Raw genomic sequence first — 20114 nt, 5'->3', positions numbered from 1 at the left:
CTTCAGCACTTACGCGGGTCCGATCCCCGAAGGGGATTGGTGTGAACTCCCGCGGGAGCTCACAGAAACGCCCGGTTGGGATTCAGTGTTGTGCCAGAAACAACACAACCCTCCCCACTCGAATCCTTTACGCTTCTTCCCGATTGGCTGTGGCGCAACCGGTTGACTCCAGCCCTGCGACGCAGCAACCCGTCATGCCTGATGACCATAGCGAGTCGGCCCCACCCCTTCCCATCCCGAACAGGACCGTGAAACGACTCCACGCCGATGATAGTGCGGATTGCCCGTGTGAAAGTAGGTAATCGTCAGGCTCCCCCCCAGTCAGAAACCCCACCCGCCGCGGTGGGGTTTTTGCGTTTATGCGGCCCAAATCAACAGCAACATGCTCGACCGGGCACGAACAATAAGCGTGGTCGGACGCCGTTGCCAGCCATTGCCAAAAGTAGCCTGTTGATCGACGCGTTTTTGCACATACTGAAGTTGATCCAGAAAAACGGACATCTATCCTTTGGAGAAGGAGGTGCCGATTATGGGCAAGCATCGTACCCCGTACCCGGCGGAATTTCGGGCGCAAATGGTCGAGCTGGTGAAGGCCGGACGCAGGCCGGAGGAACTGGAAAAGGAGTTCGAGCCGACTGCACAGACCATCTACAACTGGGTGGCGCAGGCTGATCGCGATACAGATGTTCCGGTGCGACGATGGCACGCCGTTGCGCGTAACGTTTGCACTCGACTGCTGCGATCGGAGAGGCGATTGGCCGGGCGGCGGGGACCGGCGGGTATAGCGGTGATGTAGTGCGCGACGCGATGCTGGCCGCCGTCGCGCAGCAATTCGGCACCGGGCAGGTCGCGCTGTCCATCGAATGGTTGACGGACAACGGCTCGGCTTATGTCGACCACCGCACTCGCAGCTTCGCTCGCGAATTGACCCCGGGAGTCATTGACAACGCCGGCACGTTCTCCGCAGAGCAATGGCATGGTCGAATCGTTCGTGAAGATCATGAAGCGACAATTACGTCGCCTGTATGGACGAGCCTGACGCGCCAGCGGCGCTCTCGAGTCTGGCTGTTGCATTTGAACACTACAATGAGCGCCATCCGCACAAAGCCTTGGAATACCGCTCGCCGCGTGAGTTCAGGCGTGCTGCCGCGATTTCATCGATCTAACGGTGTCCGCGTGTCCTGAGTTGCAGGGGCAACTCCAACCAGCTGCACTGGGTCATCTCCGCCCCCCAGTTGCCCGACCTCAGCAAGCAATGCTTCGTCGCGCGCAATCACCTTCGGCAGATGCGAGCGCAAGAATTCGACCCACGTGCGCGTCTTTGCATCGATGAATTTGCGCGACGGATAGAGCGCATAAACAGTCGTCTTTTGCAGCGTATATTCCGGCAACACGCGCACCAGCGTGCCATCGCGCAACCCGGAAATGGCCGCGTAGAGCGGCACCATGCCGATGCCCATGCCTTCGCGGATCGCCACGATCAATGATTCGGCGATGTTCACATGCACGGGGCCGTCGACTTCCCGGCGCGCGTCAAGCAAGTTGTCGCCTCACTCATGCAGCCAGAGGCTGTTTATTTGCGCTGATCGACGCCATCTCGACGACTGAGTCGCGTTCGGGGTTAAGCGTCACGGCACCAACCGGTGTCCAGTTGCGCGTGTGGCGCGACCAGCGGGCCGGATTGCGCTCGCGGGCCCTCTCGTACAGTGCATGCCGAGCGGCGAGAAGCGCACGATCGTCACCGGCGTGACGCTGCGCAGGCGTCACGTAGTGGATGCCACTATGACGATGCTCGAAGTTGTACCACTGCACGAAGCCGGCAGCCCAGGTGCGAGCAGCGTTCAGGTCCTCGAAGCCTGTGACCGGAAACTCCGGCCGGTACTTCGCGGTTCGGAACAGCGCCTCGGCATAGGCGTTGTCGTCGCTGACCCGGGGGCGCGAGTACGACGGCTTGATGCCCAGCCAGTGCAGCATCGCCAGCACGGTAGTGGCCTTCAGCGTCGCCCCGTTATCGCCGTGCAGCACCGGCCGGGCCTCAAGGGCGGCAATGCCTTCGGAGAGCGCCGTACGACGTACGAGATGAGCAGCGTGTTCGGCCGCGTCGCTGTCGTGCACCTCCCAGCCGACAATCTTGCGGCTGTACAGGTCCAGAATCAGGTACAGGTGGAACCATCGCCCTGTGACCGTTGCCGGCAAATAGGTCATGTCCCAGCACCACACCTGGCGCGGCGCGGTTGCAACGTGCGTGGTCGGCGGCCGGCCGCTCGAAGGAGTTCTGGCACGGCCACGGCGCCTCATCTGCCCATGCTCGCGCAGCACGCGTGCAAAGGTCGATTCGCTGGCGATATACACGCCTTCGTCAGCCAGCATCGGCACGATGCGCGCCGGTGGCATGTCGGCAAAGCGCGGCTCGCTGGCTACGCGCAGCACGTTTTCCCGCTCCTGCGGGCTCAAGGTGTGCGCGGGCAGCAGGCGCATCGCGCCGGGCCTGGCGTCGCCAGTGACGAGCCCTTGATTGGCCCTCCAGCGCTGCAGGGTACGCACGTCGATTCCGGCCACCTCGCAGGCCAGGCGCAACCGTGCGCCAGCCAGTCTTGCCGAATCGATTTCCCGGGCCAGGAACTGGCGATCTTCGAGGCCGATCATTCGTCCTCGCCCTTGTCCGTGTTGAAGATCGCCCCGAGTTTTTTTGAAAGAACCAGCAATGCGGCTGCCTCGGCCAGTGCTTTCTCCTTGCGCCGCAGTTCGCGTTCCAGTTCCTTGATGCGACGCTGGTCCTGCTTCGTCTGCTGTGGACTCGCACGGGCCTCTTCGGGCTCGGCCAGCGCCTGCGTGGCCGCTTGCCGCCACTGCGCCAGTTCCTGCGGATACACGCCATGCTCGCGGCACCACGCATTGCGGGCCGTCTCGTCCATCGCTGCCGTGCTCAACACCGCTTCGAAACGCGCGGCCGCTGTCCATGCCCGCTCGCGAGCGGGCATGGACAGCGCATCACTGCGCCAGCGCTCCAGCGTCTGCGCGCCCACACCGATCTCTCGCGCAACCTCTTCCACTGATGCGCTCTCCGGCGGCAGCAACCGCGCCACTGCTCTGTCCTTGAATGTCTTTCCGTAACGCGCCAACTTGTTCTCTCTTTATCGCCCCCAGATTCCAATTTTATCCAGGCGACAACCATTGTGACGCGGGGGGTTCCATCAACTCACTGCCGTTCGGGCCGTCGAGCGTCCATTCATGTGGCGGGAACGCCGGCGTATGCAGGATCAGACATTCGTGATGCGCAAGGTCAGCCGGTTCTTGCAGCGCGCCGTGCGCCCGCACGTAGGCCGGCGATGCGCACAGGATGCTGAACGTCGTCCCCAGCGGAAACGATACGAGGTCCGAATTCGGCAGCGTCGATGCGCCGATCACGGCCACGTCGGCGCTGCCCTCGAACAGATCGGGCATGCGCTGCGATAGCGTCAACTCGACGGTCACATCAGGATAAAGCTCGCGGTAACGCGAAATGGCCGGCAGGACGTAGTGCTGGCCGATGCTCGCAAAGCTATGCATGCGCAGTGCGCCGGTTGGTCGCTCGTGTGCGCAACTGGCTTCTTCTTCCGCAACATCGACATCCGCGAGGATCTGCTGCGATCGTTTCAGATAGCGCTCGCCGGCGGTGGTCAGCGCAAGCCGACGCGTCGAGCGATTCAGCAGGCGCGTGCGCAGATGTGCCTCAAGCTCCGAGACCGCGCGAGACATCGCGCCGGTCGTTGAATTGAGCGATTGCGCGGCCGCGGTGAAGCTACCGGCTTCAACCACGCGCACAAACACTCGCATATTTTGTAGCGTGTCCATCAAACCTTCTGTTTCATGATCAAGATCATATTTTCCGTCAGTCTCAGAACACTATTGTTGTCCGTTCTGGAACAGATGTTCTGCACCCATCGGCTTAATGTACACATCGCGGACTCCTACAATCGGCGCCTCGCCTGCCGGTGTCGGCCATTCTGTCCGGAGGCTCTCTCAGCGACCACGTAGGGTGCACTGTTTTCAGATGAAACCCGATCATGCGATCGAACCGTCGGCGGATTTCTTCGGTCCGCGCGGCGTCATGCGGCGACGCCTCAGCCGAGCCAAACTCAATCGCGCCATGTGCGACTGGGCCAGCAGCGACGGTCTGACCTGGCTGCATCTGCTGAAGACGGTCACCGCCGGTCTGCTGGCGTTGGGCATCGCGATGCTGCTCGATCTGCCGCAGCCGCGCATTGCGATGACCACTGTCTTTGTGTTGATGCAACCGTTCAGCGGCATGGTGCTCGCGAAGAGCTTCTACCGGATTCTCGGAACGGCAGTAGGGACCGTGGCCGCGCTCGTGCTCGGCGGGCTGTTCGTTCAGCAGCCCGAACTGTACATGCTCGGCATGATCGTGTGGGTGAGCGCCTGTATTGCTGCGGCGGTCCGGTATCGGCATTTCAGATGGTACGGTTTTGTGCTCGCGGGTTACACCGCCGCGCTGATCGGCATTCCAAACGTGACGACGCCTCAGGGACTGTTCCTCGCCGCACTCACGCGTGCCGCGGAAGTGGCGGTCGGCATCGTGTGTTCGAGCGCGGTCAGCGCGTTGCTGCTGCCCCAGCGCTCGATCCTTGCGCTGCGACGTAACCTTCAGATCAGGTACGCGAATTTTACTGCGTTTGCTGTCGACATGCTCGCACGCGGGCTCGAGCGCAATCAGTTCGAACGGCGTTTCGCGGATTTCGTCGACGAAATCGCTGGCTTCGAAGCAACCCGCACGTTCGTCACATTCGAAGATCCGGCGATGCGCTCGCGCAGTGCGCATCTGGCGCGTCTGAATAGCGAATTCATGGATGCGTGTGCGCGTCTGCATGCGCTGAATCAGTTGCTCAAACGGTTGCGCGCCAGCCGCGCTGTGTCGATACTCGCGGCCATCGGTCCGTACCTCGACGAACTGGGAGTCTTGTTCGAAGCACAAGCTGAAGCCGGCGTCGAAGCATCGCACGCAGCAGCCGATCTGCGCCCCTTTCGAGCGAGCTTGCCACGCCGGGTACGCGAAACCAGGCGGCCACTCGAAGCCGCGTCCACGGAATCGCTTGCGGACTTCGACACGGCAGCCGAATTGCTGTATCGATTCGTGGGCGAATGGATAAACTATTCGCAAACCTATGCATGCTTGTGGCGCAAAACAGCAAGCCGGCAGTACTGCCTACGATGCAGCTCAAGCCCAACTAAGAGCCACCGCACAAGCAGACTTTAAGCCGCACAAACCACTTCGCCGTATTGTTCACATTCGTGCGCTCGGCTGTCGTCATCGGAATCGCCGGTGCGTTCTGGATCGCGACCAACTGGCCGAGCGGCGGTCTCGCCGTGATTGGCGCAACACTGGTCTGCGCGTTGACGTCCACCGCGCCAGGCGCCACCAGAATGGCCATCCAGATGGCGATCGGCGCGGTGCTCGCGACGCTGGCCGGCTATGTGTTCATGTGCTACGTGTATCCGAACATCGATGGTTTCCCGCTGCTTTGCGCGGTACTCGCGCCGGTGCTCGCGCTCGGCGCATTCATCGCGACGCGTCGCGGCGCGGCAGGGCTTGGCATCGGCTTTTCGGTGTTCTTCTGTCTGCTGGCCGGGCCGGACAACGTCGTCAGCTACGTGCCCGATCTGCTGATCAACAACGGCATCGCGCTGACCGCGTCGATGCTGCTCGCAGCGGTTGTTTTCGCGGTGGTCTTTCCCGCCGATATGCGCTGGCTCATCGACCGGATCATGGGCGACCTGCGAGCGCAAACGGTGTCGGCATGCAAGGACGCGCTGCCGGGTCTGAACCAACGTTTCCAGTCGGGCACGCATGATCTGACTTCGCAACTGCGCGTGCTGTTGACGCACCGTTCACGACGACGGCGCGACGCACTTCGCTGGATGCTCGCAACGATCGAAGTAGGTCACGCCGTCATCGATCTGCGCAACGAAGCCGCACGCGCCGATTATGCCGACATCCTTCAGCCGCGTTGGCGCAGCGTGATCGAACACACGTGCGACGATCTTGCCCGGCTCTTCGAACGCCCAGGTCCACGGTCGCTCGAACGCGCACTCGTCGCCGTGCGCTTGGCCACCTGGTTCGCGCAAGACATGCTGCAGGCAGTGCACGCCGAGCGCGCCCGGCATCACGATCTGCAACGTATCTTGAGCTGTCTGCACTTCATTCGCAGCGCGTTGCTCGACAAGGACGCGCCCTTCAATCGTCGCTGAGCAATGCTGCGTGGATCTTTCTGCCAGATGGAAAGATCCCTTCCGGGATGCCCCGTTTATTCGCGTAGGTGGCGGTCATATAGTTTCGTCACTGCCTCGCAGTATTCGTCGCAGTAGTCGTAAGTCCTGGAGAACGAGATGAAAGTGTTGAAGATGGTCCTGATTGCCTGTTCTTTGTCCACCGCTGCCGCCGCCTATGCACAGACGGCGCCGGCCGCGCCGGAGCAGCAGGTTGCGCAAGCGGATGGCCAGCGCACCGATAAGGTTGCCCCGCGCAAGCATGTGGAAGCGCCGAAAGCGAAAGCTGATGAATGTGTCGGCCCGATGAGCTTCTGCAACATCTACTTCGGCAGCTAAGTCCGGCTGCCTCACGCGCAACACCTGTCGCGGATCCTATCGCGCGACCCAACACCTGCTCGCGACGCCGTCCGATCGAGACGCCGCGGCGGGTGCGGCAACCGCCTATTGAGCGAAGCACACCGCAGACGTGCGCACCAGTAGACGGAGCTGGCGACTTTGGAGAGACTCCCTTTCATGTACGAAGACCGAATTCGCTGCGCCGCGCTGCGCGGAAAAATCACCACGGCCGCCGACGCGGCGCTTCTGATTCACGACGGCATGCGGGTTGGCGCAAGCGGCTTCACGCGCGCGGGCGACGCGAAGGCCGTGCCGGTCGCGCTCGCCGAGCGTGCGCGCCGGCTGGGCGAGCCGCTGCGCATCACGTTGATGACGGGCGCCTCGCTCGGTCATGACGTTGACCGCATGCTGACCGAAGCGCATGTGCTCGCGCGCCGTCTGCCGTTTCAGGTAGACAAGACGCTGCGCGACGCCATCAATCGCGGCGAAGTGATGTTCGTCGATCAGCATCTGTCCGAGACCGTCGAGATGCTGCGCGCGAACCAGCTCGGCAAGCTCGATGTCGCGATCATCGAAGCCGCCGCGATCACGGAGAGCGGCGGTATCGTGCCGACGACGTCGGTCGGCAATTCGGCGAGCTTCGCGATTCTCGCGGACAAGGTCATCGTCGAGATCAATCTTGCGCAGCCGCTCGGGCTCGAAGGCTTGCACGACCTCTGGATTCCGGGGCGCCGGCCGCATCGCGAGCCGCTGCCGATCGTGCGCGCGCAGGATCGCGTCGGCACACCCGCTATCGAGATTGCGCCCGAGAAAATCGCGGCGATCGTGATGACGGACATGGCCGACAGCCCGTCCACGGTCTTGCCCGCGGATCGGGAAACCGCGTTGATCGCCGCTCATTTGATCGAATTTTTCCAGCACGAAGTCACGCGTGGCCGCATGCCGAAGCAGTTGCCGCCGCTGCAGGCGGGCATCGGTACGATCGCCAACGCGGTGCTGGCAGGATTCGTCGATTCGCCTTTCGAGGTGTTCGAAATTTATTCGGAAGTCCTTCAGGATTCGACGTTCGATCTGATGGACGCTGGTAAGGTCACGTTCGCGTCCGGCGCGTCGATCACGTTGTCGGCCGCGCGGCAGGCGCAGGTATTTGGCGATATCGAGCGCTATCGCGACCGGCTCGTGCTGCGTCCGCAGGAAGTCAGCAACCATCCCGAGGTGATTCGGCGGCTCGGTCTGATCGCGCTCAATACCGCGCTCGAATTCGATATCTACGGCAACGTCAATTCGACGCATGTCGGCGGCACGCATATGATGAACGGCATCGGCGGCTCGGGCGACTTTGCGCGCAATGCGTCGTGCGCGGTGTTCGCGAGCAAGTCGACCGCGAAGGACGGCCGCATTTCGAGCATCGTGCCGATGGTGCCGCATTGCGATCACAACGAACACGACGTCGACGTCGTCGTCACCGAGCAGGGTCTCGCCGATCTGCGCGGCCTCGCGCCGCGCGAACGTGCGACGCTGATCATCGAGCATTGCGTACATCCGCGGTATCGCGAGCTGTTGCGCGACTACTACCGCGATGCGTTGCTCTGGGGAGGGCAGACGCCGCATTGCCTCGATCAGGCGTTTGCATGGCATACACGGCTGCGCGATACGGGGTCGATGCTGCCGGCCTGATTCTGCGGCGGCGACAACCGCGGCGATAAAAGCAGAAGCAACAGGCCATAAAAAAGCGCCAGCGATTCGAACCCGCTGGCGCTTGATGACGTCGGATGCCGTGCTCAGGACCCTCGTCGCACGAGCCGGATAATAAACAGCAGAATGACCGCGCCGATCAACGCGGTGATGATCGAGCCGATCCAGCCGCCGCCAAGCGAGATATGCAGCACGCCGGCGAGCCACCCGCCGATGAACGCGCCGATGATCCCGACGATGATGTCGACGATCAGGCCGAAGCCGCCGCCCCTGACCAGCACACCCGCGAGCCAGCCCGCGATTGCGCCGATGATGATCCATGCGATGATGCTGTGTTCCATATTCGAGACTCCCTGGTTGAGTGTGAACAAATCACAGTGACAGAGCTTAGTCGAAGGTTATGGGACCGTCCACGTTCACGACGCGGAATTAACATTATCTGAATCTGCTGCCCGCTAAGTGTAGACGATGCGCGCGAACAAAGGAGACTTACGCGCCGCGCTTCACTCGGGCGTCGGCTCCGCTTCCCGCGCGGTCCAACTGACGCTGGACACGCTCTTTTCCATGCTCAGGCGGCTCGCCATCTGTTCGAGCTTCGATTGATCCTTCGGATGCATCGTCAGCGTCGCCGTCACGCGAATGCGCGCCGGTTCGTCCTCGACATCCTCGCTCGTGAGGCTCTGGAACGACAGCGGCGCCGAGTACATCGAGTTGGAAATCGCGGCGCGAATGTTGATCTCGTCGGCTTCGCGGCAGACGATCGTCAACACGTACTCGCGCACGAGGTCGGCGTTTGAAACCGGCGTCGAGTTGATCATCCGGCTCACTTCACGCAGCGCGGTGTTGGCCAGCAGCACGACCGCGGTGCCCGCGAGCGCCGGTCCGTAATGTCCCGCGCCGCTCAATACGCCGACGGCCGCCGAGCACCACAGCGTCGCCGCTGTGTTGATCCCCTGGATCGAGCCTTTGTCGCGCATGATGACGCCGCCGCCAAGAAAGCCGACGCCGGACACCACATAGGCGGCAATCTGCGTGACGCCGCTGACGCCGTTGCCGGTCAGCACGCCGAGCGTGACGAACAGGCACGCGCCGCTCGCCACGAGCGTGATCGTGCGCAGGCCGGCAGTGCGCTGGCGCATCTGTCGTTCGAGGCCAATCGCGACGCCGCAAGCAAAAGCGGTCAGAAGCCGCAGGAAGAATTCGAGTGTCATCGTTCAGAAAGGTTGGCGTGCGCGCTGCCGCAGGGTGAAGCCTACGCGTGGGAACGTCAGGTCGTCTACCTCGTGCACGCTAAGCGCATGAGGGTGGAACGAAATACGCGCGCACACGCGTGCAGCGGCCGGAAGCGTGCGGCATCGGCATGGCATCGAGCCACGCTGCGCTTCACCGACAGTACGCGAATGACAATGAAATGAGAGCGACGTGCGCCATCGAGCCCGAGGGCAGGACGGCGACGCGGACACCTGACGCGGAAATCCTGCCGCTCAGGCGAGCGGGCAAATCGATACTCGGCTGGTACAGCTGCTACTGTCCAAGATCGTGATTCCGGTTAAAAGAATTGCGCGAATTTTAGAGGGCGGCGCAAAGTTCAGTCAAGCCGCGATCGGCGGAGAGTGCGCATGTGGGTTTGCTACAGCCGTATCGTAGACAGGCCGTAATTAATTGCTCCGGACTGCGAATGTTGAGTTCAATCCGGTTCGCCCGGCACGAGTCTCAAGCGCGTGATTTCCGAAGGCGCACCGAGTCGTTTCGGCGGACCCCAATAGCCCGTACCGCGACTCGTATAAACCCAGAGTCCGTTCAGGCGCGCGAGGCCTGCCGTGAACGGCTGTTGCAGGCGCACAAAGAAATTCCACGGAAAGAACTGACCGCCGTGCGTATGACCCGACAACTGCAGCGTAAAGCCGGCCGCCGCGGCCGCTTCGGCCGAACGCGGCTGATGCGCGAGCAGCACCCTGATCAGCACGTCGCCCGGCGCGCCGGCGAGCGCCGCGACCGGGTCGCTGCGATGCGCGGGGTCGTGATGACCCGCCGAGTAATCGGTGACGCCGGCGATGACGGCGCGCGCGCCGTCATGGTCGACGATCACGTGTTCGTTCAGCAGCACCCGCAAGCCGAGCCGGCGGAATTCGGCGATCCACGAGTTCGCTCCGGAGTAGTACTCGTGATTGCCGGTCACGAGAAACGCACCGTGCCGCGCGGCGAGCCGCGACAGCGGCTGCGTATGCCGGCTCAACTGCGGCACGCTGCCGTCGACGACGTCGCCCGTCACCGCGATCAGATCCGGCTTGAGCCGGTTCACCGCGTCGACGATCGCATCGACATAGCGGCCCTTGATCGTCGGGCCGACGTGGATGTCACTGATCTGCACGATCGTGAAGCCGTCGAGCGCGGCAGGCAGATCGTCGATCGGCACGTCGATCGTGACGACGCGCGCGCGACGGCGCGCGTTGAACAGGCCAATCAGCGTCGACAGCAGCGCGAGCAGCGGCACCGCCGACGCCGAGCCGGTGCGCCAATGCGCGATCGTGAGCGTGTTCGGCCAGATCGCGTCGATCGTCAGCAGCGACGCCAGCACGAGGTCGCGCGCGAACGTCAGTACCAGCAGCGACGAGAAGAAGCCCATCGCGAGCAGGCCCACCCACGCGAGACGGTCGCCGAGCGGCTGGCGCTTGAAGCCGCGCGCCATCATGCCGACCGGGATCAGGTAGATCGACAGCACGAGCCACAGCACGCACAGCCCGCGGCCGGCCGCGTCGATCGGCATGTCGGGAATCAGGCGCAAGCCGACATAGATATGCAGCAGGATGCCAATCAGGATGATGCGGACAAGAAACGATGAACGTCGCATAAAGAGGATCAGAGCGGGAAGGGGCCGAAGGGCAGCGATAGCGCGGCGGCGATCGGTTGACGGAACGCGGCGAATCATTCTACCGACATGTTCGGTCCCTTGCCGTAGCCGCAAAATTCGTGCTCCCGCACCGCACGACACGCCGGCCCCGAAGCCGCCGGGACGCGCCACGAAAGGTGTTTGCCGGGGCAGGCGCATTCCGTGCTCAGCACGTACTTACAGGGCCGCGCGCCACGCATTCAATGCCTATGCAAGCGAATTAAATGGGCTTTGAATTGTATTCATGCGTGGAGTATGCTGGAAACAAGCCAGCTTGTTGCCGGGGCAGCGTAGGGCGCTTCGGCCATGACTGGTTCTGTCGCCGGGAAAGATCGGGCGGGGGGAGGCACACCATGAAGCTGCTCAAATCGGGCCACCTGTGGCATCACGCGCACGACGTGCATCATGTTCATCATGAGCATCATGTCGGGCACGAGGGCAGCCACGTGATGCTGCCGCTCGTCGGCATCTCGCTGATGGCGATTGCGCTTTACGTCGGCGTACGCAACATCGATTTCTCCGAACTCGGCAAAAGCGCGCTGTTCGACGTCGTGATGGTGTGCGTCGCGCTTGGCATCGCGGGCCTGTTCGGTGCGGTCGGCGCGTGGCTGCGCTCGAATGGCGACGAAGCCGAGGAGGGCTTCTGCTTCATCGGCGCGCTGATCGGCACGGTGGTCTTTTATATCGCGGTGCTGACCTGACGCGATCCGATCCGGCGCGTGGCGCGCACCCGCAGCGCCATCCATCGTCAACGCCCCGTCACACTATGCGCGCCGCTTCGTCGAACGAAAAACGCGGGCTGCGCGCTAACAGCTTTGACGGATCGCCGTGGCCAAGATTGATCAGGAAGTTCGACTTCAGCGTCGTGCCCGCAAAAAACGCTTCGTCGACCTTGGCCTGATCGAAGCCCGACATCGGCCCAGTGTCGAGACCGAGCGCACGCGCCGCGAGAATCAGATACCCGCCTTGCAGCGTCGAATTGCGAAACGCCGTGTCCGCGATCAACCGCTCGTTGCCGACGAACCAGCTGCGCGCATCCGCATGGGGAAACAGTTTCGGCAGATACTCGTAGAAGGCGATGTCCATGGCGACGATCACCGTGACGGGCGCGGCCATCGTTTTCTCGAGATTGCCAGCCGACAACGCCGGGCGCAGTTTCTCCTTGCCCTCCGGCGTCCTGACGAACACGAAGCGGCCCGGACTCGAATTGGCCGAGGTCGGGCCGAGCAGTACGAGCTCCATCAGCTCGCGCAGCACGGCGTCGTCGATCGGCTTGTTCTGCCAGCCATTGTGCGTACGCGCGTCGCGAAAGAGCTGCGCGAGCGCCTGATCCGAAAGTGTCATGGAAGTGGTCCGTGCGAAAGAACAGAGGGAACGCGGAGAGCCGCGTCGAATGAAAGAGCAACGCGCGTGAATCAGCGGGTGAGCCGGTGTCGCCATAATAGTCAGGGTTTTGACTTGTCCGCTTGCATCAAGACATTCCGATGAGCACCGATTTATTCAACGACCTGCCGACGCCCGACGTCGACTGGTATCCCGACTGGCTCGCAGCGGCCGACGCCGAACGCCTGCTGGCCCGACTGATCGACGAAGTGCAATGGCGCCAGGACATGATGGGCACGCCCGCCGGCCGTGTTGCACTGCCGCGTCTGACCGCCTGGCAGGGCGAGCCGGACGCGGTGTACGTGTACTCGGGCATTCGCAACGTGCCGCAAGCATGGACGCCCGCCGTCGCCGAACTGAAGGCGGCCGTCGAGGCGACCAGCGGCGCGCGTTTTAACAGCGTGCTGCTGAATCGTTACCGCAGTGGCGCCGACAGCATGGGCTGGCACGCGGACCGCGAGCCCGAACTCGGCAAGCAACCGGTGATCGCGTCGGTGAGCCTCGGCGTCGCGCGCAGGTTCGATCTGCAGCACAACCGCAGCGGCGTCGTGCAATCGTTCTCGCTGAAGGGCGGCAGCCTGCTCGTGATGAAAGGCGACACCCAGGCGCAGTGGCGTCATCGGGTGCCGAAGGAGCCGCGCGTGAGCGGCGAGCGCATCAATCTGACGTTTCGCTGGGTCACGCCAAGAATGACGCCGACCTGAGGCAGCGAGCGGCAATGCTCTGACCGACGCGCCATACCAAAATTGATATCGAGGGCGCGAATCATATGATTGGACGGTTAACGCCTCGCACAGTACGCTACATCACGATCCATGTGCCGAGAGGGCCACGAGGGCCGGGCAGACCGCTGGGTCGTCTACACAACAACGATTGGAGACTGTCATGGCGAATACACGACGTGCCGCGTGTCGCGCTCTGGGCGCGCTCGCGCTTTGCGCGAGTCTCGGAGCGCTGACGCTGGCCACGCCCGGCGCGCATGCCGAGGACAAGAAAATTACGCTCGGTTTTGCGCAGGTCGGTGCGGAAAGCGCATGGCGCACCGCGAATACCGAATCGGTGAAGTCGGCGGCGACGGAGGCCGGCATCAACCTCAAATTCTCCGACGCGCAGCAGAAGCAGGAAAACCAGATCAAGGCGATCCGCTCGTATATCGCGCAGAAGGTCGACGTGATCGCGTTCTCGCCGGTCGTCGAATCGGGCTGGGAACCGGTGCTGCTCGAAGCCAAGGCCGCGAAGATTCCGGTGATCCTGACCGACCGCAACATCGACGTGAAGGACACGTCGCTGTACGTGACGATGATCGGCTCGGACTTCCTCGAAGAAGGACGGCGCGGCGGCCACTGGCTCGCGGATCACTACAAGGACGATAAAGGTCCGGTCAACATCGCCGAGCTGCAAGGCACGGTCGGCTCCGCGCCGGCCAACGACCGCCACGCGGGTCTGATCGAAGTGATCAAGAGCGATCCGAAGTTCAAGATCATCGCGTCGCAAAGCGGCGACTTCACGCTCGCCGGCGGCAAGCAGGTGATGGAAGCGTTCATCAAGACCTACGGCAACAAGATCAACGTCGTCTATGCTCATAACGACGACATGGCGCTCGGCGCGATCCAGGCGATGGAAGAAGCCGGCATGCATCCGGGCAAGGACGTCGTCGTAGTTTCGTTCGACGCAACCAAGGGCGGCTTCCAGGCGATGGCCGCCGGCAAGATGAACGTCGACGTCGAGTGCAGCCCGCTGCTCGGACCGCAGTTGATGTCGGCGGTGAAAGACGTCGTGGCAGGCAAGCCGCTGCCGAAGCGCATCCTGACTCAGGAGACTGTCTTCCCGATGAGCGTGGCCGCGCAAACTCTGCCGTCGCGTAAGTACTGACGCGGCGCGCAACGTCGCCGCGGCAGCGCTCGCGCGAGCGCCGCGGCGTGTGCGGTGTTCAGGCGCCGGGGCCAACGGGCTCACGGCGCGAAGGAGATGTGCAGTACGGACGCATCGAACAGGTTTCTCCAGTGGTGCCTGACCGCCCGGGCTGCTTTCTTCTGCAGCGGGCGGTCTCTTTTCAGGAGCATGCGCCCGCGGGAGCATGTCACTGGGGCCTGCCGAACCATGCATAGCCGATCGAGCGAGGTCCATGACCCATTCCGCTACCGAACCGAATCAGCCGGACCAGCCGCGGCGCGGCACGCCGCCGGGCGCGCCAGGCCAACAGAATGACATGAGCGCGCGCGAACCGATTCTGGCGACCTCCGGCGTCAGCAAGACATTTCCGGGCGTCAAGGCGTTGCAACACGTCGACTTCCGCCTGTTTCCCGGCGAGGTCCATACGCTGATGGGCCAGAACGGCGCCGGCAAATCCACGTTGATCAACGTGCTCACAGGCGTGCTCGCACCCGATGCCGGCACGATCCGCCTCGGCGGCGAGTTGGTCGCGTTCGCGTCGCCGCAGGAAGCCGAGGCGGCCGGCGTGCGCACGCTGTACCAGGAAGTGAACCTGTGCCCGAATCTGTCGGTGGCGGAGAACATCTTCGCGGGCCGGCAGCCGCGCCGCTTCGGCGCGATCGACTGGCCCGACATCAAGCGGCGCGCGCAGGAAGCGCTCGCACGCCTCGACGTGTCGCTCGACGTCACGCGCTCGCTCGACGCCTACCCGATCGCCGTGCAGCAGATGGTCGCGATCGCGCGAGCGTTGTCCGTCGATGCGCGCGTACTGATTCTCGACGAACCGACTTCGAGCCTCGACGACAGCGAAGTCGCGCAGCTATTCAAAATACTTCGACATCTTAAGCGATCGGGCATTGCGATCCTGTTCGTCACGCATTTCATCGAGCAGACTTATGCGATCTCCGATCGCATCACGGTGATGCGCAACGGCGAGCGCGAAGGCGAATATCTCGCGCGCGATCTGTCCGCGGATCAACTGGTCGCGAAGATGGTCGGCCACGAGCGCATGAGCGCGCGTCTGCGCGAACCGGCGCACGAAGGACAGGCCGCCGACGATCAGGAGGTCGCGCAAGACCACACGGAAGCAACGGCCACGCAGCCGTTCATCGAGCTGCGTGGCGTCGGCCGTCGCGGCACCTTGCAGCCGATCGATCTCGAGATGCAGGCCGGCAAGATTCTCGGCCTCGCGGGTCTGCTCGGCTCGGGCCGCACCGAAACCGCGCGGCTTCTGTTCGGCGCGGATCGCGCGGACAGCGGCACGATCCTCGTCGAAGGGCGCGTCGTGCGGCTGCGCACGCCGCACGACGCGGTGCGCCACGGCATCGGCTATTGCGCGGAAGACCGCAAGAAGGAAGGCATCGTCGCCGAACTGTCGATCCGCGAAAACATCATGCTCGCGTTGCAGGCGCGGCGCGGCTGGTGGCGCAAGATCAGCCGGCAACGCGCGCGCGAGCTCGCCGATATGTGGATCGAGCGGCTCGGCATCAAGGCGTCCGACGCCGAGCAGCCGATCGCGCTGCTGTCCGGCGGCAACCAGCAGAAGGCGCTGCTTGCGCGCTGGCTGGCAACCGATCCCAAACTGCTGATCCTCGACGAGCCGACCCGCGGCATCGACGTCGCCGCGAAGTTCGACATCATGGACCGGCTGCTCGCGCTGTGCGCGAACGGCCTGTCCATCCTGTTCATCTCGTCGGAGATCAGCGAGGTGCTGCGCGTGAGCCATCGCGTCGCGGTGCTGCGCGATCGCCGCAAGATCGCCGAGGTGGCCGGTAAGGCATCGAACGAGGACAACATCTACCGACTCATCGCAGGGAGCGGCGAATGAAGCTATCGAACTGGTTCGCGCGCGACGGGGTGGAGCGTCCGCTGCTGTGGCCATGCGTGACGCTCGTGTTGCTGGGCGGACTGAACCTGCTGGCCAATCCGCATTTTCTCGCGCTGCGCACGCTCGACGGCCACCTGTTCGGCGCGCCGATCGACATCCTGAATCGCGCGGCGCCGCTCGTGCTGGTCGCGATCGGCATGACGCTCGTGATTGCGACACGCGGCATCGATATTTCGGTCGGCGCGGTGGTCGCGATCGCGGGCGCCGCGGCCGCGACGATACTCGCGACCCAGGCCGTGCCGAGCGGTGCGCTGATCGCGCAGGCGCTGCTGGCCGCGCTCGTCGTCGGCATCTTGAGCGGCATGTGGAACGGGCTGCTCGTGGCGTTCGTCGGCATGCAGCCGATCATCGCGACGCTGATTCTGATGGTCGCGGGCCGTGGCATCGCGCAACTGCTGACCGCCGGGCAGATCATCCCGATCGGCGCGCCCGGCTATCTGTTCGTCGGTGGCGGCTACTGGCTCGGCGTGCCGTGCTCGGTATGGATCGCGACCGTAGCCGTGCTGGCGACCGCCGCCCTGGTGGAGGGCACGGCGCTCGGTCTGTTCATTCGCGCGATCGGCGTGAACCCGGTTGCGACACGGCTCGTCGGCTTGCGCTCGAAGGCGATCGTATTCGCGGTGTACGGCTTCTCGGGCTTGACCGCGGCGCTGGCCGGCATCCTGATCAGCTCGAACGTGCGTAGCGCGGACGGCAACAACGCGGGCTTGCTGCTCGAACTCGACGCGATTCTCGCCGTGACGCTCGGCGGCACGTCGCTGCTCGGCGGCCGCTTCAGTTTCGCGGGCACGGTGCTCGGCGCGCTGATCATCCAGACGCTCACGTACACCACGTATTCGATCGGCGTGCCGCCGGAAGCGACGCTCGTCGTGAAGGCGGCCGTCGTGCTCGCGGTCAGCGTGATCCAGTCGCCGGTGGCACGCGCGCTCGCGGTGTCGTTCGGCGCGTCGCTCGTCAAATCGCGCGGGGTGGCACGATGACGCGCGTTCTCGAAGCACTCGCCCGCGTGGTCGATCCGCGCACGCTGCCGATCGCTGTGACGGTCCTGCTGTTCTGCGCGCTGTTTGGCTTTGGTTCAGTGATGTACACCGGTTTCTTCGCGTGGCAGGTGTTGCTCGATCTGCTCGTCGACAACGCGTTCCTGCTGATCGTCGCGATCGGCATGACGTTCGTGATCGTGTCGGGGGGCATCGATCTGTCGGTGGGCTCGATCGTCGCGCTGACGACGATCGTCGAAGCCGTGCTGTCCGAGCACATGCATGTGTCGGTGTGGCTCATCATTCCGATCGTGCTGTTGATGGGCACGGTGTTCGGCGCGGTGCAGGGCGCGCTGATTCACTACTTCCGCCTGCAGGCGTTCATCGTGACGCTGGCGGGGATGTTCTTCGCGCGTGGCCTGTGCTTTCTGATCACGACGCAGTCGATCACGATCACCGATCCGACGTTCAAGGCGATCTCCGCGTTTCGTCTCAGTGTCGGCGTCGGTTCGGTATCGGCGAACGTGCTGATCGCGGCCGTGACGCTCGCGGCCGCGATCTATGTCGCCCATTTCACGCGCTTCGGACGCAACGTGTATGCGGTCGGCGGCAATCCGCGCTCGGCGCTGCTGATGGGCCTGCCGGTCGCGCGCACGCGGGTCGGCGTGTATGCGCTGAGCGGCTTCTGTTCGGCGCTCGGCGGCGCGGTGTTCACGTTCTACGTGCTGTCGGGCTATGGGCTGCAAGGGCAGGGCATGGAACTCGATGCGATTGCGGCCACGGTGATCGGCGGCACGCTGCTGACGGGCGGCGTCGGTTATGTGGTCGGCTCGCTGTTCGGCGTCGGCATTCTGGGCACGATCCAGACGCTGATTACGTTCGACGGCACGCTCAGTTCGTGGTGGACGCGCATCGTGATCGGCGCGCTGCTGTGCGCGTTCTGTTTGCTGCAGCGATTGATCGAGCGGCACGCGAAATCGGTGCGTCGGCCCGGCGGCACCAATGCGGTCACGACGACGGGGCATGGGCACGGGCGTGACGAGACGTCGACGACGGCGTCGTCGGATTCGCAGGTGTTGGGGCGGGCGCCGGGCTAGCGCGCGGTCTTCCAGTCGCTTCGAACCACGGCGGCGCGGCGCAAGCCGCGCCGCGTTCACGTTAGTCCGCGCGGCCGCTTCCGAGCGTCCAGCTCATGCCGTTCGCACCGGCATGGACCGCGAACTCGGCGCCTTCGCGGCTTTGCGCGTCGCCAGCAGGTGCATGCAGCGCTTGAGCGCTGCAATCGCCAGCGCACTGAGCAGCAGACCCGCAATCACATCGGCGAGATAGTGACCGCCTTGCGTCGGCGTCGACAGGATCATCGTCACGTTGAGAGGAATCGCAAACAGCAAAAGCCGTGGCATGCGACGCAGCGCATAGATAAAGACAATAGCGGGTAACGCCCACCACTCCGCTGTTCCCCGTGTTCGTGTTCGTGGCTCGACATTGTGCTCGTCCATTTTTTTGTTGGCGCTGTCTGGTGAAGGATAAGCACAGGTAATGCCTATCGTCTGACGGCCTTGTCGCGACTGGGTCGACGGGGCCGACAGGCGGTGATCGACCGGCAGTGCGGTTCGGAACGTGGCAGCGTTGAGACGTGTGTTTCCCGTCGCTACGCGGGTGCGCAGCGTCGTTGCCGATGAGCACGTTTCCGTCTGCGTGACCTATTATCAGAAAGAGTTGTGAACAGTACGACTGCGGTTGCGATGCAATCCGCGAATCGTGCAAATGAATGCAGATGCCGTGGAGAAAGAGCGATGGTTCGCACGGAAATACTCGACGCGCTGCGGGCATACACCGATCCGTTCCGCGTCACGAGCGGCAAAGATTTCTTCCTGAAGAATTTCGATCCCGGCGAGACGGTGGGACTCAGAATGCATAAGGAAGAGGCGCAGCAACTACTCCAGCGCGGGTCGAAATGGCTCGCGATGGAGCAGGAGATCCTCTACGCGCAGGATTCCTGGTCCGTGCTGCTGGTGTTCCAGGCCATGGACGCCGCGGGAAAGGATGGGACGATCAAGCATGTGATGTCGCGCGTCAATCCGCAGGGGTGCGATGTCATCTCGTTCAAGCAGCCGTCGGATGAGGAGCTCTCCCACGACTTCCTTTGGCGCTATTCGAGGAAAGTGCCCGAGCGCGGGCACATCGGCATTTTCAACCGCTCGTACTATGAGGAGGTGCTGGTGGTGCGCGTGCATCAGCATCTGCTCCATGCGCAGAAGATCCCGCCGGCACGGGTCGGCAACAACATATGGGACGAGCGGCTCGCCGACATCGCGCGCTTCGAGGACTATCTGACGCGCCAGGGCGTGGTCATTCTCAAGTTCTATCTGAACCTGTCGTACGGGGAGCAGAAGAGGCGATTCATGGATCGCCTCGACAATCCCGACAAGCACTGGAAGTTTTCCGCAGCCGACGTTCGCGAGCGTCGCTACTGGAACGACTATATGCACGCCTATGAAGAGACGATCCGCGCGACGGCCTCCGAAGCGGCTCCGTGGTTCGTCGTGCCCGCCGACAACAAACCTTTCACGCGCCTCATCGTCGCGGCCGCGATCGTCGAGGCCGTCGAGAAGCTCGACCTCGAATATCCGAAAGCCACGCAAGAGCAGATGAAGGATCTCGCCGCCGCGAGGGAGGAATTCGACGCTGAAGCGGTGGACGAGACGAGACCCGATCAACCCGGGGACGATCCAGACCATTGAGA

15 protein-coding genes, 1 rRNA gene and 5 pseudogenes are annotated in these 20114 nt (G+C 63.4%); 13 read left to right on the top strand and 8 right to left on the bottom strand.

Translation table 11 applies throughout. The features are described 5' to 3' along the window. Window positions 1-197: 197 nt before the first annotated feature. The 3 genes and pseudogenes from rrf to OKW37_RS31870 form a co-directional block, all read left to right on the top strand. Window positions 198-311 (top strand): 5S ribosomal RNA (rrf, locus tag OKW37_RS31880). A 218-nt stretch (window positions 312-529) separates the two neighbouring features. After that, window positions 530-637: pseudogene (locus OKW37_RS31875) on the top strand (hypothetical protein); the annotation flags it as partial. 49 nt (window positions 638-686) lie between these two features. Next, window positions 687-1166, top strand: a pseudogene (locus OKW37_RS31870) (integrase core domain-containing protein); the annotation flags it as partial. Here the strand turns inward: OKW37_RS31870 and OKW37_RS31865 are convergent. From OKW37_RS31865 to OKW37_RS31855, 3 genes and pseudogenes are all read right to left on the bottom strand, one after another. After that, a pseudogene (locus OKW37_RS31865) lies at window positions 1155-1523 on the bottom strand (LysR substrate-binding domain-containing protein); the annotation flags it as partial. The pseudogenes OKW37_RS31870 and OKW37_RS31865 overlap by 12 nt on opposite strands. Window positions 1524-1554: 31 nt before the next feature. Beyond that, window positions 1555-3122, bottom strand: a protein-coding gene (locus tag OKW37_RS31860) for an IS3 family transposase (protein WP_429402993.1) whose coding sequence is annotated in 2 segments (ribosomal slippage) — window positions 1555-2684 and window positions 2684-3122 — 1569 coding nt in all. Because the reading frame shifts where the segments join, the coding sequence is not laid out codon by codon here. Between the two features lie 67 nt (window positions 3123-3189). Then, window positions 3190-3834 (bottom strand): annotated as a pseudogene (locus tag OKW37_RS31855) (LysR family transcriptional regulator); the annotation flags it as partial. 199 nt (window positions 3835-4033) lie between these two features. Here OKW37_RS31855 and OKW37_RS31850 point away from each other — a divergent pair. The 3 genes and pseudogenes from OKW37_RS31850 to OKW37_RS31840 all read left to right on the top strand — a co-directional run bounded on the left by OKW37_RS31850 (window position 4034) and on the right by OKW37_RS31840 (window position 8280). Next, window positions 4034-6246: pseudogene (locus OKW37_RS31850) on the top strand (FUSC family protein). A gap of 138 nt (window positions 6247-6384) precedes the next feature. Beyond that, window positions 6385-6603 (top strand): hypothetical protein, encoded by a 219-nt coding sequence (locus tag OKW37_RS31845; protein ID WP_090806192.1) that lies wholly within the window; start codon window positions 6385-6387, stop codon window positions 6601-6603. A gap of 177 nt (window positions 6604-6780) precedes the next feature. Continuing rightward, a complete protein-coding gene (locus OKW37_RS31840) occupies window positions 6781-8280 on the top strand; it encodes an acetyl-CoA hydrolase/transferase family protein (protein WP_429403286.1) in 1500 nt (499 codons plus the stop codon). Window positions 8281-8384: 104 nt separating this feature from the next. Here OKW37_RS31840 and OKW37_RS31835 read toward each other — a convergent pair whose 3' ends face one another. From OKW37_RS31835 to OKW37_RS31825, 3 genes are all read right to left on the bottom strand, one after another. Further along, the gene (locus tag OKW37_RS31835) at window positions 8385-8639 is read right to left on the bottom strand and encodes a GlsB/YeaQ/YmgE family stress response membrane protein (protein ID WP_184068294.1); all 255 of its coding nucleotides are present in this window, start codon (window positions 8637-8639) and stop codon (window positions 8385-8387) included. A 162-nt stretch (window positions 8640-8801) separates the two neighbouring features. Further along, entirely contained in the window at window positions 8802-9509 is a 708-nt protein-coding gene (locus OKW37_RS31830) for an MgtC/SapB family protein (RefSeq protein WP_090806188.1), read from the bottom strand. A gap of 476 nt (window positions 9510-9985) precedes the next feature. Further along, complete coding sequence (locus OKW37_RS31825; RefSeq protein WP_429403285.1) at window positions 9986-11149, bottom strand: metallophosphoesterase; 1164 nt, start codon at window positions 11147-11149, stop codon at window positions 9986-9988. Between the two features lie 392 nt (window positions 11150-11541). On the opposite strand from OKW37_RS31825, the gene OKW37_RS31820 reads away from it, so the two are divergent. Continuing rightward, the gene (locus OKW37_RS31820; RefSeq protein WP_090806184.1) at window positions 11542-11889 is read left to right on the top strand and encodes a hypothetical protein; all 348 of its coding nucleotides are present in this window, start codon (window positions 11542-11544) and stop codon (window positions 11887-11889) included. A gap of 58 nt (window positions 11890-11947) precedes the next feature. Here OKW37_RS31820 and OKW37_RS31815 read toward each other — a convergent pair whose 3' ends face one another. Continuing rightward, the gene (locus tag OKW37_RS31815; protein ID WP_429403284.1) at window positions 11948-12532 is read right to left on the bottom strand and encodes a malonic semialdehyde reductase; all 585 of its coding nucleotides are present in this window, start codon (window positions 12530-12532) and stop codon (window positions 11948-11950) included. A gap of 140 nt (window positions 12533-12672) precedes the next feature. Here OKW37_RS31815 and OKW37_RS31810 point away from each other — a divergent pair, with 140 nt between their 5' ends. The 5 genes from OKW37_RS31810 (at window position 12673) to yjfF (ending at window position 18465) form a co-directional block, all read left to right on the top strand. Continuing rightward, complete coding sequence (locus OKW37_RS31810) at window positions 12673-13275, top strand: alpha-ketoglutarate-dependent dioxygenase AlkB family protein (RefSeq protein ID WP_090806179.1); 603 nt, start codon at window positions 12673-12675, stop codon at window positions 13273-13275. Window positions 13276-13456: 181 nt separating this feature from the next. Beyond that, a complete protein-coding gene (locus OKW37_RS31805; RefSeq protein WP_090806177.1) occupies window positions 13457-14443 on the top strand; it encodes an ABC transporter substrate-binding protein in 987 nt (328 codons plus the stop codon). Window positions 14444-14696: 253 nt separating this feature from the next. After that, window positions 14697-16331: a sugar ABC transporter ATP-binding protein gene (locus tag OKW37_RS31800; RefSeq protein WP_429403283.1), complete on the top strand. Its 1635-nt coding sequence runs from the start codon at window positions 14697-14699 to the stop codon at window positions 16329-16331. Next, window positions 16328-17371 carry an ABC transporter permease gene (locus tag OKW37_RS31795; protein WP_184069082.1) on the top strand — a complete coding sequence of 348 codons (1044 nt, stop codon included), beginning with the start codon at window positions 16328-16330 and terminating at the stop codon, window positions 17369-17371. Before OKW37_RS31800 ends, OKW37_RS31795 begins: the two co-directional genes overlap by 4 nt. Beyond that, window positions 17368-18465, top strand: coding sequence for a galactofuranose ABC transporter, permease protein YjfF (gene yjfF / locus OKW37_RS31790; RefSeq protein WP_018420772.1), 1098 nt, complete (start codon window positions 17368-17370; stop codon window positions 18463-18465). Before OKW37_RS31795 ends, yjfF begins: the two co-directional genes overlap by 4 nt. 93 nt (window positions 18466-18558) lie before the next feature. On the opposite strand, the gene OKW37_RS31785 is transcribed toward yjfF, so the two are convergent. Then, window positions 18559-18867 (bottom strand): phosphatase PAP2 family protein, encoded by a 309-nt coding sequence (locus OKW37_RS31785; RefSeq protein WP_429403282.1) that lies wholly within the window; start codon window positions 18865-18867, stop codon window positions 18559-18561. Between the two features lie 297 nt (window positions 18868-19164). On the opposite strand from OKW37_RS31785, the gene OKW37_RS31780 reads away from it, so the two are divergent. Beyond that, complete coding sequence (locus tag OKW37_RS31780) at window positions 19165-20112, top strand: polyphosphate kinase 2 family protein (protein ID WP_429403281.1); 948 nt, start codon at window positions 19165-19167, stop codon at window positions 20110-20112. The last annotated feature ends 2 nt before the right edge of the window (window positions 20113-20114 follow it).

The sequence above is a fragment of the Paraburkholderia sp. MM5482-R2 genome (assembly GCF_050436125.1).
Taxonomy (GTDB): domain Bacteria; phylum Pseudomonadota; class Gammaproteobacteria; order Burkholderiales; family Burkholderiaceae; genus Paraburkholderia; species Paraburkholderia tuberum.
The sequence above is the reverse complement of the archived record's forward strand: the minus strand, read 5'-3'. Positions and strand labels throughout refer to the sequence as shown.